Genomic DNA, 17775 nt, shown 5'->3' on the forward strand with positions numbered 1-17775 from the left:
CTCAGTCCTCTTGGGCCCGAGACGACACTGCCTTGGCGATCAACGCATTCATGTCGGCAGCCCGTTCAGTGGTCTGGTCAAAGATGAAATGCAAGGTCGGCACCGTGTGGATACGCAGCCGCTTGAAGATGCCAGATCGTAAAAAGCCCGCTGCTTGGTTGAGCCCCTCGGCGGTGGTCACCGGGTCGCCCACCAGCAGGCTGAAAAACACCTTGGCATGGGCGTAGTCGGGTGTCACCTCCACCGCCTGAATGGTCACCATTCCCACCCGCGGATCTTTGAGCTCGCGCGCAATCAGCTCCGTCAGATCGCGCTGGATCTGGTCGGCGATGCGGAACCCGCGGTTGGGGGTGGACGACTTTTTTCGAACCATGGCGAGCGGCAGGCTGGACGCTTACAGCGTCCGGGCGATTTCCTTCACCTCAAAGAACTCGAGCTGGTCGCCCTCAGAAATGTCGTTGTAGTTTTTGAGCTTGATACCGCACTCAAAGCCTTCCTTGACCTCGCGCACATCGTCCTTCATCCGCTTGAGCGAATCGAGTTCGCCGGTGTAAATGACGATGTTGTTGCGAAGCAGACGGAAGTTGGCGTTGCGGGTGACGTGGCCGGTGGTGACCATACAACCGGCCACGGTGCCGATCTTCGATGCTACGAACACGGTGCGGATCTCGGCAGTGCCGATCACCTCTTCGCGCTTCTCTGGCGCCAGCATGCCCGACATGGCGGCCTTCAACTCATCGACCGCGTCGTAAATGATGTTGTAGTAGCGAATGTCCACCCCGTTGCCTTCGGCGAGCTTGCGCGCGCCAGCGTCGGCACGGGTGTTGAAGCCGATGATGATGGCCTTAGATGCAATGGCCAAATTGACATCGGACTCGCTGATGCCGCCCACCGCGGCGTAGACCATCTGCACCTTGACCTCATCGGTCGAGAGTTTAAGCAACGACTGAGCCAGCGCTTCCTGTGAACCCTGCACATCGGCCTTGACGATGATGGGCAGCATCTTGACGTCGCCGGAGGTCATGTCGGTGAACATGTTCTCCATCTTGGCGGCTTGCTGCTTGGCCAGCTTGGTATTGCGGAACTTGCCAGCGCGGTAAGTTGCAATCTCGCGGGCACGGCGCTCGTCGGAGAGCACCATGAATTCGTCGCCGGCTTGCGGCACTTCGGTCAAACCCTGGATTTCCACGGGGATAGAAGGTCCTGCTGTCTTGATCGGCTTGCCGTTTTCGTCCAGCATCGCCCGCACGCGACCATAGGTCTGGCCGGCCAGCACCACGTCGCCGGTCTTGAGCGTGCCCGACTGCACTAGCACAGTAGCCACGGGGCCGCGACCCTTGTCCAACTGGGCCTCAATGACCAAGCCCTTTGCCATGGCGTCCACTGGAGCCTTGAGCTCCAGCACTTCGGCTTGCAGCAGCACTTGCTCCAGCAGTGCGTCGATGCCCACACCGGTTTTGGCCGACACGGACACAAAGGGCGAGTCGCCCCCGAATTCTTCGGGCACCACCTCTTCAACCACCAGCTCGTTCTTCACGCGCTCGGGGTTGGCATCGGGCTTGTCGATCTTGTTGATTGCCACCACGATGGGCACGCCAGCGGCCTTCGCATGCTTGATGGCTTCGCGGGTTTGGGGCATTACGCCGTCATCTGCTGCTACGACCAGAATGACGATGTCGGTCGCCTTTGCGCCGCGGGCGCGCATGGCGGTAAACGCTTCGTGTCCTGGCGTATCCAAGAACGAAACCATGCCGCGTGGCGTTTCCACGTGGTACGCGCCAATGTGCTGTGTGATGCCACCGGCCTCGCCGGAGGCCACTTTGGCGCGACGGATGTAGTCCAGCAGCGATGTTTTTCCGTGGTCCACGTGGCCCATCACGGTCACCACCGGCGCGCGCACCAGCGACTCCGCCTGCTGTCCTTGTACCTCGTCATCGGTAAATGCCTCGGGATCGTCGAGTGCGGCAACCACCGCTTTGTGGCCCATTTCCTCGACCACGATCATCGCGGTGTCCTGGTCCAACGGTTGGTTGATGGTCACCATCTGCCCGAGTTTCATCAAGTGCTTGATGACCTCCGAGGCCTTGACGGCCATTTTGTGGGCTAGCTCGGCCACAGTGATGGTCTCGGGGACATGCACTTCGATGGTGCGTGTTTCCACCGGAGCCGGTGCGTGGTGGTGGTCGTCGCGGTCGCGGTCGTTGCCGCGCTTTCCTCGCGGGCCGCTGCGCCAGTTGGTGGAGCGGCCCGTACCCAAGCCGGTATCGCCCCGGGTTTTGAGTTCCTTTTTCTTGGCCGGGTCGCCTGCCCAACTGCTGGAGAGCTTGGCGGACTTGACTTCCTTGCCGCTGCCCGGTGCTGCAGCACCAGTCGCGTTGCCCGTCGCCTTGGCGGGCTTGGCCACCACCGAACCTGCTGCGGGCTTGTGCAGCGTTCCCTTCAGACCGGCTTTGGCTTCGGCTGCGGGTTTGGCTTCTTCGGGCTTCTTGGCTACCAGTACCTTCTTGGGCGCGGACATCATGGAGCGGATCGCGGCTGCCTCGGCCTCGGCTTTGCGGCGACGGTCGCCAAGCTCAGCGGCACGGGCCGCCTCGTCCTCGGCTGCCGCTTTGGATGCAGCGGCAGAGCGCGCTTGTTCGGCGGCCTTGGCTTGCTCAGCTTGGGCCTGTACATCTGCCTGCGCGGTCGATGCCTGCGCCGCCTCTGGCGCAACAGAAGGTTTGGCGGCTTTGGCAGACGCTGCAAGTTCGGCGGCCTTTTGCGCGGCAGCGCGGGCCTTGGCCTCTTGCTCCTCGCGCTCGCGGCGGCGTTGGGAGAGCTCTTCTTCTTGGCGCCGGATCAGCTCCGCCTGGCGGCGTGCTTCCTCTTCGCGCCTGGCCAACTCCTCGTGGTCGATCACCGGAACCACTTCGGCATGTTCCGCGGTTTCGGCTTCAGCCGCAGGCGCTACTGATTCCAGACCGTCATCGCGGCGGACAAAGGTGCGCTTCTTGCGCACTTCCACCTGGATGGTGCGCGCTTTGCCGGTGGCGTCGGCCTGCTTGATTTCGGTGGTCTGCTTCTTGACCAGCGTGATTTTTTTGCGCTCTGGCACAGCCGTACCATGGCTGCTTTGCAGGTAGCTCAAAAGTTTGTGCTTGTCTGCATCGGTCAGCACATCGGTGGCGGCCTTCTTGGCAACCCCGGCCGAACTCAGCTGCTCTAACAGCGTTTCTGTGGACTTCTTGAGTTCATTGGCAAACTCGGCGACGGTCGTACTGGACATGTGTGGTGGTACCTTTGGTTCGGCGCAGCCAGCCTTTTGGGCCTGGGCTCGCCATCACTGAAACTGGATAGGCATGGCAGTCGGGCTCAAGACGCTGCGTCATTGGCAAACCAATGCGCCCGCGCGGTCATGATCAAGGCCCGAGCCTCCTCGGCCGATTGCCCGGTGATGTCGGTGAGCTCGTCGAGCCCCAGATCGGCCAAGTCGTCACGGGTGTGGATGCCCGCCTCGGTTAGCTTGGCAATCAGGTCAACCGACAGGCCTTCCAAATCGCGCAGATCTTGGGAGACACCGTCCACGCGCTCTTCTTGCGCGATCTCCATGGTGAGCAAGGCGTCCTTGGCGCGGTTGCGCAGCTCGTGGACTGTGTCTTCGTCGAAGCTCTCGATCTCCAGCATCTCTTGCAATGGCACGTAGGCCACTTCTTCGAGGCTGGTAAAGCCCTCGGCAATCAGGATGTCGGCGATTTCTTCGTCCACATCGAGCTTTTCCATGAACAGCCTGCGTCCGGAATCGGTTTCCACCGCCAGCTTTTGGGCCGACTCGGCAGCGTCCATGATGTTGATCTTCCAGCCGGTCAGCTCGGACGCCAAACGCACGTTTTGCCCGCCACGGCCAATGGCAATGGCCAGGTTTTCTTCGTCCACCACGACGTCCATGGAGTGGCGCTCCTCGTCCACCACGATCGAAGACACATTGGCTGGCGCCAGCGCACCAATCACAAACTGCGCCGGATCTTCACTCCACAGCACAATGTCTACGCGCTCGCCAGCCAGCTCATTGGTCACACCATTGACGCGGGTGCCACGCACACCGACGCAGGTACCGATGGGATCGACCCGTTTGTCATGCGAGAGCACCGCGATCTTGGCGCGCGAACCGGCATCGCGGGCGCAGGACTTGATCTCCAGCAGCCCTTGCTCGATCTCCGGCACCTCTTGGCGGAAAAGCTCCATCATGAATTCGGGCGCCGAGCGGGACAGCACGATCGGCGCGCCGCGCAGCGTGAGGTCCACCTCCATGATCATGGCGCGCACGCGATCGCCGGTGCGCAGGTTTTCCTTAGGAATCATTTCACTGCGACGCAAGCGGCCCTCTACGCGGCCGCTTTCCACAATGATGTCGCCCTTGTCCATGCGCTTGACGGTGCCGACAAAGATCTTTTCACCGCGCGACATAAAGTCGTTAAGCAGCATCTCGCGCTCAGCATCGCGAATTTTTTGCAAGATCACCTGCTTGGCGGCCATGGCGCCAATTCGACCAATTGGCACCGACTCCACTGTCTCCTCAATGTACTCATCGACCTCGATATCGGGAATTTGCTCCTTGGCTTCGAACAGCAGGATTTCTTGGTCGGGCAGTTGCAGCCCGGCTTCGTCGGGGACCACGTGCCAGCGGCGGAAGGTTTCATAGTTGCCGGTGTCGCGGTCCAGGGCCACACGAATGTCTACGTCACCCGCAAACAGCTTCTTGGTAGCTTGCGCCAGCGCTGCCTCGACTGCCGCCAGCACCACGTCACGCTCCACGTTTTTCTCACGGGAAATTGCTTCAACCAGCATCAACAGTTCGCGATTCATGCCATGACTCTCCAAAACACTCTCATCAATGAAAACAAACCCATTCAGGGCAGCGCAGGCGCGGCGCCGTCGGCACCCGCACCCACACCCCGCCCCTTGAAACTCACAATCGGCGCAAGCCGCGCCTCACGCAACTCGTCTAAGGTAAAACCCAATGCCTGCAGCGGTGGTGGCACCCGCTTTTTGCTAAGGCGCTGACCCGGTTTAGGGGCCGGTTCGTCGCTCCACACAATCTGCCAACCCGCCACGCCTTGCGCATCCACCACCGACTCCAAGGCGCCGCGAAACTTTTTGCGGTTGGCATGGATCTGGCCCTGCGCGGCAGCACCCATCGGCGCCTTCAAGGTGATATCGATCACTTGCCCCGCAAAGCGCTCGAAATCTTGTTGATGCCGCAGGGGTCTATCAATACCGGGCGAAGAAACCTCTAGCCGCTTGTACTCAACACCGTCTACTTCTAGCGCAAACTGGAGCTGGCGGGTGACCTTTTCGCAATCCTCCACCGTGACAAACTGTTCCACGGTGACCGACCCCTGTGCGGGCTTGACCCATGGCAGATCAATGGTGATGCGCAGCAAGCCTCCGGCTGAGCGCTCGACCTCAACCAAGTCGTAGCCCAAGCCGCGCACGGTCTCTTCAACAATTTGCTGCAACGCCACCTTGCCCTTACCCCAATACGTGCCCGCGTCACCCTGAAGGCACGCGCAACCCAAAAACAATCGCCCAAAAAAAACGGGCGGTAGTTACCCGCCCGTTTGGTCGTGAGCGCGGATTGTACTGTAGATTTTTGCCAAAACCAGCGCCCTGAATGAGCCAGCGTAGAGCGAGCTCGGGGCGTGCTTCAGTTGCAACTGGGGTGGGCGTGGTGCCTAGCCGCCTGCGGCAAGCAGGGTCTGGGTGTAGGGCTGCTGGGGGTTGTCGAAAACCGCGTCCATGGGGCCGCTTTCGACAATGCGGCCATCTTGCATCACTACCACGGCATGGGCCATGGCGCGCACCACCGCGACGTCATGTGTGATTAGCAGATAAGCCAGTTTGCGGCTGCGCTGCAGGCCTTGCAAAAGCTGCAGAATTTGCTTGGCCATGGTCACATCCAGCGCACTGGTCGGCTCGTCGAGCACGAGCACCTCGGGCTGGACGATCAGGGCACGGGCGATGGCAATGCGCTGTCGCTGTCCACCAGAGAACTGGTGCGGGTAGCGCAGCAGCAAGCCCGGGAACTGGGTCTCGGTCAAACCCACCTCGGCCAGCGCCGCATCCACCTGGGTCCGGCGCTGCTGCGCAGACAACTCGGGTTGATGCACCAGCAAGCCCTCGCCCACGATTTCCTCCACTGTCAGGCGAGGCGAGAGCGAAGAAAACGGATCCTGAAAAACAACCTGTATTCGCTTGCGCAGGGCCAAATCACTGGCGGCACCCTGCCCCCATCGCTCGCCCAACACCTCCAGGTCGCCGCCGCTGCGCAGCAAGCCCAAGGCAGCTAGCGCCATGGTGGATTTACCGGAGCCTGACTCGCCCACCACGCCCAGCGTCTGGCCCACAAGCAACTCCCAGTCGGCCGACTCCACGGCGACAAACTCGCTGCGGGAAAACCAGCCCCGTATTCCAGGGCGCGGTACGGGGTAGGTCACCCGCAGGGCGTGGGTACGCAAGGCTTGGGGGGCGTCCGGCTGCGCGAGGTCTACATCCCGCTGCGGGCGGCTGTCGAGAAGGCGGCAGGTGGTGGGGTGTTGAGGTGCGGAGAACACCGCGTCAACACTGCCCTGCTCCACCAAGTGGCCTTGCTCGATGACTGCCACGCGGTCGGCAAACTGGCGCACCATGTTGAGATCGTGGGTGATAAGTAAGACCGCCATGCCGTGCTGTCGCTGCAAATCGGCCAAGAGCGCAAGAATTTGCTTTCGCACGGTGACATCCAAAGCGGTGGTGGGCTCGTCGGCCAGCAAAAGTTTGGGCCGGCATGCCAAAGCCATGGCGATCATCGCGCGCTGGCGCTGGCCGCCCGAGAGCTGGTGCGGGTAGGCCTTGGCCCGCCGCTGTGGCTCGGCAACGCCGGTGTCGGCCAGCAAGGCCACGGCCTGCGCCTGGGCTTGCGCAGCAGTTAAGCCGGCTTTGTGTTGCAGTACCTCGGCAATTTGGTCGCCCACCGAAAACACCGGATTGAGCGCGGTCATCGGCTCCTGAAAAATCACCGCAATATCGGACCCGCGCATCCCTCGTAGCGTGGGCTCTGGTGCGCCCACCAGCTCTACGCTTGCTGGGCCACCTTGGTCAAAGCGCGCACTGCCGCTGCACTGCGCGCCTGGCACCAAGCCCAGCAAACCCAGCGCGGTGATGGTCTTGCCCGACCCCGACTCGCCCACCAGCGCCAGCTTTTCACCGACAGCAATGTCAAACCCGATGCCATGCACCAGCTCGCGTCCGCCCACGGCCAACCGAAAGTCGGACACCGAAAGCAGGCTCATTGGTCCGCCTTCCTAGGGTCCAGCGCGTCGCGCAGTGCGTCGCCCATAAGGGTGAGCAGCAGCAAGGTAAGTACCAGCACCGCAAAAGTGGACAAAGAGATCCACCATGCGTCGATATTGTTTTTTCCCTGGGATAGCAGCTCGCCCAAAGACGGCGTGCCCGGTGGCACACCCAAGCCCAAAAAATCCAGCGAGGTCAACGCCAAGATGGCGCCACTCATGCGAAACGGTAAAAAGGTGACCACCGGCGTGAGGCTATTGGGCAGCACGTGGCGGGTGATGATCTTCCAGTTGGATACGCCCAATGCACGGGCTGCGCGCACATAGTCCATTTGCCGGTTGCGCAAAAACTCGGCGCGCACATAGTCGCTCAATCCCATCCAGCCAAACAAGCTCAGGAGCACCAGCAGCAGGCCAACACTGGGGGCAAACACCGCGCTGAAAATGATCAGCAAATACAGCTCCGGCATAGAACTCCAGACCTCGATGGCCCGCTGGAAGGCCAAGTCGGTTTTGCCACCGAAAAAGCCTTGGATGGCTCCGGTCACCACGCCCAGCAAGACGCCAGTGACCGTCAGCGCCAGCGCAAACAAAACGCTGACCCGAAAGCCGTAGATGAGCTGTGCCAACAGGTCACGGCCCCGGTCGTCGGTGCCCAGCCAGTTTTGGGCGCTGGGCGGTGCCGGGTTGGGCAAGGTGGCAAAGTAATTGAGCGTCTTGTAGCCGTAGGGGTTGGGCGCAAACACCGCCCAGTTACCCGGCGCGGCCAGGGTGTCGCGGATGAAGGGGTCTAGGTAGTCGGTGGGGGTGGCAAAGTCGCCACCAAAAGTGGTTTCGGGGTAATCGCGCACCATGGGCCAGTACAGCGTGCCCTGGTAGGACACCACCAGCGGTCGGTCATTGGACACCAACTCGGCCAACAAGCTGACAGCCACCAGTGCACAGAACGCCAACAAGCTCCAAAAACCCATGCGGTTGCGCCGGAAACGCAGCCACGCGCGCCGCGCCGGGCTGGGGCTCACAGGCGCTCCGGGCGCTGACGCGCTCGTCAGAGCGGTCGTTGGGACCGGTTCTGCAACCGATACGGGCTCAATCAAACTTGACACGGGGGTCCACCCACACATAGCAAAGGTCTGAGACCAACTTGGTTACGAGCCCGATCAAGGTGAACAAAAACAAGGTGCCCATGACCACCGGATAGTCGCGGCGGATGACGCTCTCGTAGCTCAGCAAGCCCAGCCCGTCCAAGGAAAACTGGGTCTCAATCAGTAAGGCGCCTGTATAGAACGCGCCGATAAACGCCGCGGGAAAACCCGTCACGATCGGGATGAGAGCGTTGCGCATTACATGCTTCCACAGCACACGGCGTTCGGACAGACCTTTGGCACGTGCCGTCACCACGTACTGCTTACGAATCTCTTCAAGGAATGAGTTTTTTGTCAGCATCGCCGTGGTGGCAAAGCTGCCCACCACCATGGCGGTCACGGGCAAAGTGATGTGCCACAGGTAGTCGACGATGCGTCCCCCCCACGTCATCTGGTCCCAGTCGCTGGAGGTCAGGCCCCGCAGCGGGAACCATTGCAACTGCCCGCCAAACACCACCAACAAGGCCACCCCCAGCACGAAACCTGGGATGGCATACCCCACGAGAATCAGCAGCGAGGTGAGTAAATCAAACCGCGAACCAGCGCGCACCGCCTTGGCCACGCCCAGCGGCACAGCGACCAAATAGCTGATGAAAAAAGTCCACAGCCCCAAGCTCATAGACACCGGCAGCTTCTCCCAGATGAGGTCGGCCACATCGCGGTTTTGATAGAAGCTTTTGCCCAGGTCAAAGCGGGCAAATTGGGTGAGCATCTGCCAAAAGCGCTCATAGGCCGGCTTGTCGAAGCCATAGAGGGCTTTGATTTGTTCGATGCGCTTGGGGTCCACACCTTGGGCACCTCGATAGCCAAGGCCGCCGCCCTCGGCGCCATTGACCGCACCCGCCTTGGCCTCGGCCAAATACTGCTCCACCGGACCGCCTGGCACAAACTGGATCACCACGAAAGTCAGCAGCAAAATGCCCAGCAGGGTGGGCACCATCAGGGCAATGCGCTTGAGGATGTACTGCAGCATATTCAGCGGGCCCACCAGGTGTCCATGGCCCAGGTTTCACCTTGGGCGTAGGGCGGCATCGAAGCGGGTCTGTCCAAGCGCCATGTGTTGTAGACCATGCGGTGGGTGCTAGCCGACCACTGCGGCACAAAAACATGGCTGTGGGCGATCACCCGGTCCAAGGCACGGCAAGCAGGCAGCAGTTCGGCCTGGGACTTGGCGGCCACCATACGCGCCACGAGGGAGTCGACCGCCGGGCTCTTGATGCCCGTATGGTTGCCCGAGTTCTCCAGCTCGGCCGCTTGGCTGCCAAACAGGTCGGCAAACTCCTGGCCTGGGTTGTGGGTGCCGCCATAGGCCAGCGAAGTGATGTCAAAGTCAAACTTTTGCAGCCGCTGTTGGTAGAGCGCAAAGTCCACCGATCGAAACACCAGTTTGACGCCAATCTTCTCTAGATTGCGTGCCCAAGACGCCACCACACGCGCGCCCACCTCGTTGCTGTCGAGGTACTCCAGCACCAGCGCCTCATTGGCCTGGTTGCGCAGCGCGCCATCGCGGTACTGCCAGCCCGCGTCTTTCAACAGCTTTTGCGCCAGGCGAAGGTTGTTGCGCAGGCTGTTGCTGCCGTCCGTGCGTGGCGCGGTCGCCATCGGGCCCAAGGCGGCAGGTGGCAGTTGGTCGCGCCATGGCGCCAGCAGGGCAAGTTCTTCGGCGCTGGGCAGGTCACGGGCTTGGCAGTCGGTATTGCCGAACAAGCCTTGCACCCGCTGGTAAGCGCCGTAAAACATTTGCCGATTCATCCACTCGTAATCCAGCGCCAACCCCAGGGCCTGGCGTACCCGAACATCGGCCAGTTTGGGGCGCCGGGTGTTGAGTACATAGCTTTGAAATCCAGTAGGAAGACGGTGGACCAATTCAACTTTGACCAGCTCGCCGGTGTTGAACTTGCGGCCATTGACGCGCCGCGCCCAGTCGCCAGCAGAGAAGAATCGCATCAGGTCGAACTCACCGGCCTTAAGTGCTTCCAGACGCGCAGTGTTGTCCTTGTAAATCTTGACGGTGATCCGGTCAAAGTTGGCACTGCCCTTGCGCACGTTCAAATCACGCGCCCAGTAGTTGGGGTCGCGTACATAGGTGATGTCCTTGCCAAACTTGATCGGGCCGATCTTGTAAGGGCCGCTGCCAATGGGCACGTCGGTCACTACCTGGTCGAAGGGCTTGGCGACTCCATTCATCACGCCCCACTGGCGGCTGAAAATGGGCAGTCCGCCCACGGTGAGCGGCAGCTCGCGGTTGGGCTTTTTGAAGCGAAATCGCACCGTGTGGGTGTCCAATACATCGACACCCGCCACGTCTTCGAGCCGGCTGCGAATGCCCGGCGACACATGGGGCCCGCGCAGAGTGTCAAAACTGTGCTGTACGTCGTGCGCCAACACCGGGTCACCAACGTGAAAACGGGCCTGGGTCCGCAGCTTGAAGGTGACACTCAATCCGTCTGCCGGCACGCTGATGTCTTCAGCAAGCAAGCCATATCCCGCGGCCGTCTCATCCAGCGCGCTGGTCAGCAAGGTGTCAAACAACAGCGCGCTCAAATACGCCGGTGCCGAGCCCTTGATGGTGAACGGGTTGTACTTGTCAAAAGTGGACATGCGCTGGTTACTCACCAAGCGCAGCTCGCCGCCTTTGGGGGCCTGCGCATTGACGTAGTCGAAGTGCGCAAAGCCGGGCGGGTACTTCAGTTCTCCCCATAGCGAGTAGCCATGCGCGCCCCAAGTCAAAGGCGCAAAAGCACAGAGCAGCAGGGCCACAAAAAATCGCATGCGACAATTCTGCCCCATTACCTAATGCAGATTTGATGAGGACGATATGGGCTTTTTGGCTGGCAAAAAATTGTTGATTACAGGCGTGTTGTCGAACCGTTCCATCGCCTATGGCATTGCCAAAGCCTGCAAGGTTCAGGGTGCGGAACTTGCCTTCAGTTACGTGGGCGAACGCTTCAAAGACCGCATCACCGAGTTCGCGGCCGACTTCGACTCCAAGCTGGTGTTTGACTGCGACGTGGCCGACGATGCCCAGATTAGCAAACTGTTTGCGGACCTAAGCGCGCATTGGCCCACCTTCGATGGTTTTGTGCACAGCATCGGCTTTGCGCCGCGCGAGGCGATTGCGGGCAACTTTCTGGAGGGATTGAGCCGCGAGGGCTTCAAGATTGCACACGACATCAGCGCCTACAGCTTCCCCGCCATGGCCAAGGCCGCTCTGCCCTACCTCTCGCCGCAGTCCGCCCTGTTGACGCTGACCTACTTGGGTGCCGAACGCATCATTCCAAACTACAACACCATGGGCTTGGCCAAAGCTTCGCTCGAATCCTCGGTACGCTACCTCGCCGAAGCGGTGGGTGCCAAAGGCGTGCGGGTCAATGGCATCAGCGCAGGGCCAATCAAAACGCTGGCCGCCAGCGGTATCAAGGACTTTGGCAAGCTGCTCAATATGGTGGCTAGCGCGTCACCTATACGCCGCAACGTCACGATTGAGGACGTCGGCAATGTTGCCGCCTTCCTGCTCAGCGACCTAGCTGCAGGCGTGACCGCCGAAATCACCTATGTGGACGGCGGCTACAACAAAACCATGGGCGTTGTGACCGAATAACGTTTTGCCTCCCTGCGCGTTGCGCAGGCCAGTGGGTTTCAAGTACGATGCGCCATGGCTTTTTAGCCGTGGTGTTCTACCGTGGCGGTCACACATCGAATACAAAGAGTACGGGGATGGTTCATTTACAAGTTCAGCGCCTCGGTGCGCGTGCACGGATTCAAGGTATCTGGCACAGGGCGTTTTGGGGCGTTGTACTTTGCGGCAGCCTGTCTTTGGCGCAGGGGCAAACGCTGGAGTCGCTGGTCACAACTGCCTTGGCTTCCCACCCGTCCACACAGGCCTACCGCGCGCTAGAAGAATCAGCCCTTGCCAACCTGGCGTCTGCCCGCTGGCATTACTACCCCACTCCCTCCGTTGCACTGGAAAGCGTCTCCACCAGTGCCTCAGACAGCGCCTACCAAGGTGATCGCACGGTGTCGGTGCTGCGCCTCCAGCAGCCGCTGTGGACCGGGGGACGGCTCGATGCCGGTTTGGCCAAAGCCGAAGCCAACGGGCTTGCCAGCCGGGCAGCGCTGGACGAGGCCCGCCAGCAACTTGCCATTCGGGTGGCCCAATCCTATGGCGACTGGCTGGGCACCCACCTCAAAACTCTAGCCTTGCAGCAGGGTACCCAGAGCCACGTTCGCATGCGCGACCAAGTCAAGCGGCGCGTCGAGTTGGGCTTGTCATCGGATAGCGATTTGTTGTTGGCCACCGGTCGGCTGGAGTCCTTGGTGGCCGACCTCGCGCTGGCACGTGCCCAAAACGAGATTGCGCTGGCTCGCCTAGGTCAGCTCGTGGGTCGCCAGATGGACCCGCTTGCGCTTAGCGGGGCGATCGCGTCTCCGCTACCGGTGGGCCGCGATGTGCAAGCCCTGCTCGACTCGGCGTCGTCCAAACACCCGTCCTTGCGCAAAGCCCGGGCGCAGGCGCAAATGCAGGAGTCGGTCGTCGCCGAGCGCCGTGCCGATCTGTCACCTGAGGTTTACCTGCGTGCCGAACAGCAGTATGGCAACCACTCGGTCACCCATGCTGGGCCCCAATCCCGCCTGCTGCTGGGTCTGAGCAGCCGGTTTGGCGCGGGTCTCTCAAGCCAAGCTGGCATCGAGAGCGCGCGCGCACAGCACCAGGCGGCGCTTGCCGAAGTGGAGGTGCAAAGCCGCAATGTCATCGAACAAATCGTTGCAGACCAAATGCTGGCAGTGGCCTCCGCACAGCGCCTCGAATCGCTCAAGGCCTCGCTCGCGGTGGCCGCGCAGGTGTCCGATTCCTACGACCGCCAATTTCTTGCCGGTCGCAAGACCTGGCTCGACGTCATGAACGCTGCGCGTGAGCTGATTCAGACCCAGGTACAAATCGCCGACTCCCGGGCCACCGAACTCGTTACCAGTTGGCGCCTGGTCATCCATACCCAGGGCCTTGCGGCCGCTATTGGCAGCGAAAAGTGAGCGCTGCGGCGTATTTGCTGCCGTGCCTGAGCCGGCTGGCGCAGCTGCAACACGAAGCGGTAGACCGGCTGGCCCTGCAGCAAGCCACAGAGGCGGCGTTGGTGGCACACCCCCACCATCCGCAGGCGCAACTTGAAGCAGTCGCCACGCATTTACAAACACCGCCACCACGCGCGCTGGCTGCACCGGATGCAGCGGTCACCCCGGCCCTGATGTACGCAAGCAATGCCACCGCGTTGGACCGCAGCGCCCACCGCAGCCCAGGCCAATGGGCCGTGTTGCGGGGCAAAAATGCGCAGGGCCAGTGGATCAGCGAGTGGTGGGATGCCAGCCACGCGCGCTGGCGCGAGCAGGCCGACACCACGCTTGGCGGCTACACATTTGCGACGATGCGCTTGCGCAAAGCCTTTGTTGCCAGCACCAGCCCGGTCTACCAGCTGGTACGGGACGAAATTTTTTCGCACACCAAGCTCATCCGCGAGGCTGTCATCGGGGGGTTGATGATCAACCTCGTGGCACTCGCGGTTTCGTTTTACAGCATGCAGGTGTACGACCGTGTGGTGCCGACCGGCGCAACGCAGACCCTGTGGGTGCTCACCTTGGGCGTACTGGCAGCAGTGGTGTTTGAGCTGGTCGTCAAGCGGGTGCGCAGCCACCTCTACGAACAGCTGATCGACCGGGTCGATCAGCGTCTCTCACGCACCGTGTATCTGCGCTTTCTGTCGGTCCGTTTGGACCAATTGCCCCAAAGTGTGGGCGCCTTGGCAGCGCAAATGCGAGGCTACGAGACGGTGCGCGGGTTCTTCACCGCGCTTACGACCCACCTGATGGTGGATGCGCCCTTTGCACTGGTGTTCACGCTCATCATTGCGCTGATCGGCGGCTGGCTCGCGCTGATTCCATTTGGCTTTTTTGTGTTGTCGGTGGGCATCGGTCTGTACCACCGCAAGCGTGTCGACAGTTTTGCTAGCCAGGCCATGGCGCAGAGCCACCAAAAATCCGGTCTGCTGGTGGAAACCATCGAAGGGGCCGAAACCATCAAGTCCGGCCAAGGTGGCTGGCGCATGCTTTCGCGATGGATGGAAACCGCCGACGGTGCACGCGCATGCGAGCTGCAGCTGCGCAACATCAGTGAGCAAGCGCAGCATCTCGGTAGTTTGTTTCAGCAGCTGTCCTACATCGCGTTGGTTGCCTTTGGAGCCCTGTTGGTGAACCAAGGCGAGCTGACGCTGGGGGCCCTGATTGCCTGCTCGCTCTTGTCGGGCCGTGTGCTTGCACCGGTGGCCATGATCCCGAATCAGCTGGTGCAGTGGGCGCACACCCGGGCTGCTTTGCGCGGGCTGGACCAGCTGTGGTCGCTGCAAGACGATCACCACGGCCACCCACAGCCAGTGGTGGTCGATGCGATCCGCGGGCACTACCGACTGGAGTCCGTATTGGTCCGATACGGCGACAACCTGGCCCTGAAGGTGCCTGGGCTAACGATTCAAACTGGCGAAAAGGTCGGTGTGCTCGGGCCGGTCGGCGCAGGCAAGACCACGCTGCTGCGCCTGCTCTCAGGTATGTACAAACCTCAGGAAGGGCGCGTCGTGTTGGACGATGTTGACCTGGCGCACATCGCCAAGCCGGTGCTGGCCGACTTTGTGGGGTACGTTCAGCAAGAAGGCCGCTTGTTTTCCGGCACCTTGCGGGACAATTTGATCCTAGGTCAACTCGACCCGGGAGATGACGCGATTTTGCATGCGGCCCGCGTCACCGGGCTGTTGCAGACCGTGATCCAGCGCCACCCCAAGGGGCTCGCGCAAGAGATTTTTGAAGGCGGCATCGGCCTCTCGGGTGGGCAGCGCCAGCTCGTGAACCTGACCCGTGCATTCCTGCGCCAACCTCGCGTTTGGCTGCTGGACGAGCCGACCGCCTCGATCGACCGCCATCTGGAGCAACAAGTCACGTTAGCCTTGCGCCAGTCAGTAAAGGCCGAAGACACGCTGATTCTGGTCACCCACAAAGCCGAGATGCTGGAACTCGTGGACCGCGTGGTTGTTATTGCGGACCACCACATCGTGCTTGACGGCCCCAAAGCCGAGGTTCTCAAAACACTTCAACACAGCATCGCAACGCCAGCCCACGCCGCATGACAAGCTACCTTGAACCGCCGCCCCGGCGCAGAGTCTCCATGACCTTGCTGTTGCTCGCCGGACTGGTCGGATTTGTGTTGTGGGCAGCCTTCTTCGAGATCGAACAGACGGTGCGCGCGCAAGGCCAAATCATACTGAGTGCGCGCACCCAAATCATCCAGGCTGCTGATGGTGGTGTGGTGTCTCGCATCTTGGTGCAAGAGGGCCAAAGTGTGCAGGCCGGTCAACTTCTGGCCGATCTGGAAAGAGCGCGCCCCAACGCGGCCTTTGAGGAGAACCGCGCCAAAGTTGCGTCACTTAAGGCAGCTTTGGTGCGTGCACAAGCAGAGGCCCATGGACAGTCGCCCGTGTTTGGGGCGGCGTTCAAAGAATTCCCGGAGTTTGTCGCCGCACAAACCGCCCTGTTTGAACAGCGCAAACGCAGCCTACAAGAGGAGATTGCAACCCACCAAGACAGTCTTGCAATCGCGCAGGAGGAGTTGCGCGTGCACGAATCCTTGTTTGCCACCGGCGACACCAGCCAACTGGAGGTCATGCGGGCCAAACGCCAAGTCGGGGAACTCCAAGGCAGAGTTAGTACGGTGCGCAACCGCTACCGTCAAGAGGCCCACCATTAAGCTGCCAAGCTGGTAGAGGAGCTGTCCTCCAGCCGCTACCGTCTGGAAGAGCGGGAAAGCGTGCTGGGCCACACCGAAATCACCGCGCCGGTGGCGGGCGTAGTCAAAACTTTGCGGATCAACACGATCGGCGGCGTGCTGCGTGCTGGGGATGAACTGATGCAGATATCCCCTGTTGAGGGGGATCGGGTGGTGGAGGTGAAAGTGAACCCCGCTGACATCGGCCAACTCACCCTCGGCATGCCGGTCAACGTCAAGCTCGACGCGTTTGACTACGCGGTCTACGGCACTTTGGGCGGTACGCTGGGCTACATCAGCTCGGACACCCTGACGGAGCAAATGGGCAACGGTCCGCCCCTCACCTATTACCGCGCTCATGTCCGGTTGGATCAAGGCGGTGCCGACGCAAGCAGATCGGTCAATCCGAAGTTGGCCAATGTGGTGCTGAAACCTGGCATGACGGCCACCGTCGACATCCGAACTGCCCGCCGCACCGTTTTGCAGTACCTTGCCAAGCCTGTCTTCAAAACCTTTGGCGGCGCCATGAACGAGCGCTAATTGTTTGACAAACTACCCACACCAAATCGCCCCATGACGAACCCTGACGCATATTCCTTGAGCCTGCAAACGGGCAAGGCTACGCAGCCGGTGCAGGTCGGCCAATCAAGCACCATCAAGGCACAGGCGGGCGAGCAATACCGCCTCGTCAAAGCCGCCAAAGCGGGCGTGGGTCAGGACGACCTGCTTGGCGACGTGGTCGCCACGCGCCACGGCAACACCCTGCACCTGAGCTACGGCGACGGCACCGAACTGACGCTCAACGACTTCTATGTCGCGTGTCGCAATGCATCGTGCAGCATCACCCTGCCCGGTCAGCCATCAGGTGGGTTTATGCTGACTGCGGACGGCGATCTCGGCGCCATGCTCAACGATGACACCACGCTGGTGTACGCACACGGAAACTACGAGGTGCTGTTGCAGATGACGCAAGGCATCGGAGTCCTGCAAACCACGCTGGCCGACCTGCCCCGGGGCGAGGTCTCCTACTTCCCGGTCGCTTTGGGTTCGTATGGCACAGGCTCGACCGACGTATCCGCTGTTGATTTCTCAAGTGCTTTGTCTGCCTACGAGAGCGAACCCGTGGAATTGGGAAATCGATGGGTGGCGGCGCCCGGTGCTATAGAAATCAGGGCAAACGAACAGCCCGCTGCAGACACGTCAGCCCCCAGCGCCACGATCACCGACGACGAAGCAGGAACGGGCAACGTAGCCGGTGGCGATATCACCTACACGTTTACCTTCAGCGAGGCGGTGACTGGCTTCACCGCGTCTGACATTGCGGTGCTCAACGGCAGCAAAGGTGCTTTCACTGCGCAAAGCGGCACGGTTTACACCTTGGTGGTGACACCGACGCCGGGCTTCGAGGGTAACGTGACGGTCGATGTAGCCGCTACAGCTGCCAACGATGCGGCGGGCAATGGCAACACGGCGGCCACGCAGAGTGTGCAGGCAGTGGACATACTGGCGCCCACCGTTGTCA

General features: G+C 61.2%; 14 protein-coding genes. 6 read left to right on the forward strand and 8 right to left on the reverse strand.

The window, feature by feature from the left end:
* Position 1: 1 nt before the first annotated feature.
* The 8 genes from rbfA to ACILRC_RS08300 all read right to left on the reverse strand — a co-directional run bounded on the left by rbfA (position 2) and on the right by ACILRC_RS08300 (position 11224).
* Entirely contained in the window at positions 2-373 is a 372-nt protein-coding gene (rbfA, locus tag ACILRC_RS08265) for a 30S ribosome-binding factor RbfA (RefSeq protein ID WP_395668888.1), read from the reverse strand.
* Positions 374-394: 21 nt separating this feature from the next.
* Complete coding sequence (infB, locus tag ACILRC_RS08270) at positions 395-3265, reverse strand: translation initiation factor IF-2 (protein ID WP_395668889.1); 2871 nt, start codon at positions 3263-3265, stop codon at positions 395-397.
* A gap of 86 nt (positions 3266-3351) precedes the next feature.
* Entirely contained in the window at positions 3352-4842 is a 1491-nt protein-coding gene (gene nusA / locus ACILRC_RS08275; protein ID WP_395668890.1) for a transcription termination factor NusA, read from the reverse strand.
* 44 nt (positions 4843-4886) lie between these two features.
* The gene (gene rimP, locus ACILRC_RS08280) at positions 4887-5501 is read right to left on the reverse strand and encodes a ribosome maturation factor RimP (RefSeq protein ID WP_395668891.1); all 615 of its coding nucleotides are present in this window, start codon (positions 5499-5501) and stop codon (positions 4887-4889) included.
* A 210-nt stretch (positions 5502-5711) separates the two neighbouring features.
* On the reverse strand, positions 5712-7307 hold the full coding sequence (locus ACILRC_RS08285) for an ABC transporter ATP-binding protein (protein ID WP_395668892.1): 1596 nt from the start codon (positions 7305-7307) through the stop codon (positions 5712-5714).
* Positions 7304-8431: an ABC transporter permease gene (locus tag ACILRC_RS08290; RefSeq protein WP_395668893.1), complete on the reverse strand. Its 1128-nt coding sequence runs from the start codon at positions 8429-8431 to the stop codon at positions 7304-7306. Before ACILRC_RS08290 ends, ACILRC_RS08285 begins: the two co-directional genes overlap by 4 nt.
* Positions 8397-9425 (reverse strand): microcin C ABC transporter permease YejB, encoded by a 1029-nt coding sequence (locus tag ACILRC_RS08295; RefSeq protein WP_395668901.1) that lies wholly within the window; start codon positions 9423-9425, stop codon positions 8397-8399. The genes ACILRC_RS08290 and ACILRC_RS08295 overlap by 35 nt, the downstream gene beginning before the upstream one ends.
* A 2-nt stretch (positions 9426-9427) precedes the next feature.
* On the reverse strand, positions 9428-11224 hold the full coding sequence (locus ACILRC_RS08300; protein ID WP_395668894.1) for an extracellular solute-binding protein: 1797 nt from the start codon (positions 11222-11224) through the stop codon (positions 9428-9430).
* 46 nt (positions 11225-11270) lie between these two features.
* Here ACILRC_RS08300 and fabI point away from each other — a divergent pair, with 46 nt between their 5' ends.
* The 6 genes from fabI to ACILRC_RS08330 all read left to right on the forward strand — a co-directional run.
* Positions 11271-12053, forward strand: coding sequence for an enoyl-ACP reductase FabI (gene fabI / locus ACILRC_RS08305; protein ID WP_395668895.1), 783 nt, complete (start codon positions 11271-11273; stop codon positions 12051-12053).
* A gap of 116 nt (positions 12054-12169) precedes the next feature.
* Positions 12170-13483, forward strand: coding sequence for a TolC family protein (locus ACILRC_RS08310; RefSeq protein ID WP_395668896.1), 1314 nt, complete (start codon positions 12170-12172; stop codon positions 13481-13483).
* The gene (locus ACILRC_RS08315) at positions 13480-15618 is read left to right on the forward strand and encodes an ATP-binding cassette domain-containing protein (protein WP_395668897.1); all 2139 of its coding nucleotides are present in this window, start codon (positions 13480-13482) and stop codon (positions 15616-15618) included. The genes ACILRC_RS08310 and ACILRC_RS08315 overlap by 4 nt, the downstream gene beginning before the upstream one ends.
* The gene (locus ACILRC_RS08320; RefSeq protein WP_395668898.1) at positions 15615-16235 is read left to right on the forward strand and encodes a biotin/lipoyl-binding protein; all 621 of its coding nucleotides are present in this window, start codon (positions 15615-15617) and stop codon (positions 16233-16235) included. Before ACILRC_RS08315 ends, ACILRC_RS08320 begins: the two co-directional genes overlap by 4 nt.
* A 60-nt stretch (positions 16236-16295) precedes the next feature.
* Positions 16296-16793, forward strand: coding sequence for an HlyD family efflux transporter periplasmic adaptor subunit (locus ACILRC_RS08325; RefSeq protein ID WP_395668899.1), 498 nt, complete (start codon positions 16296-16298; stop codon positions 16791-16793).
* Positions 16794-16826: 33 nt separating this feature from the next.
* On the forward strand, positions 16827-17775 hold a 949-nt coding region (locus ACILRC_RS08330), incomplete at its 3' end, for an Ig-like domain-containing protein (RefSeq protein ID WP_395668900.1).

The sequence above is a fragment of the Rhodoferax sp. genome (assembly GCF_044236835.1).
In the GTDB taxonomy this organism is placed as follows: Bacteria; Pseudomonadota; Gammaproteobacteria; order Burkholderiales; family Burkholderiaceae_C; genus Allorhodoferax.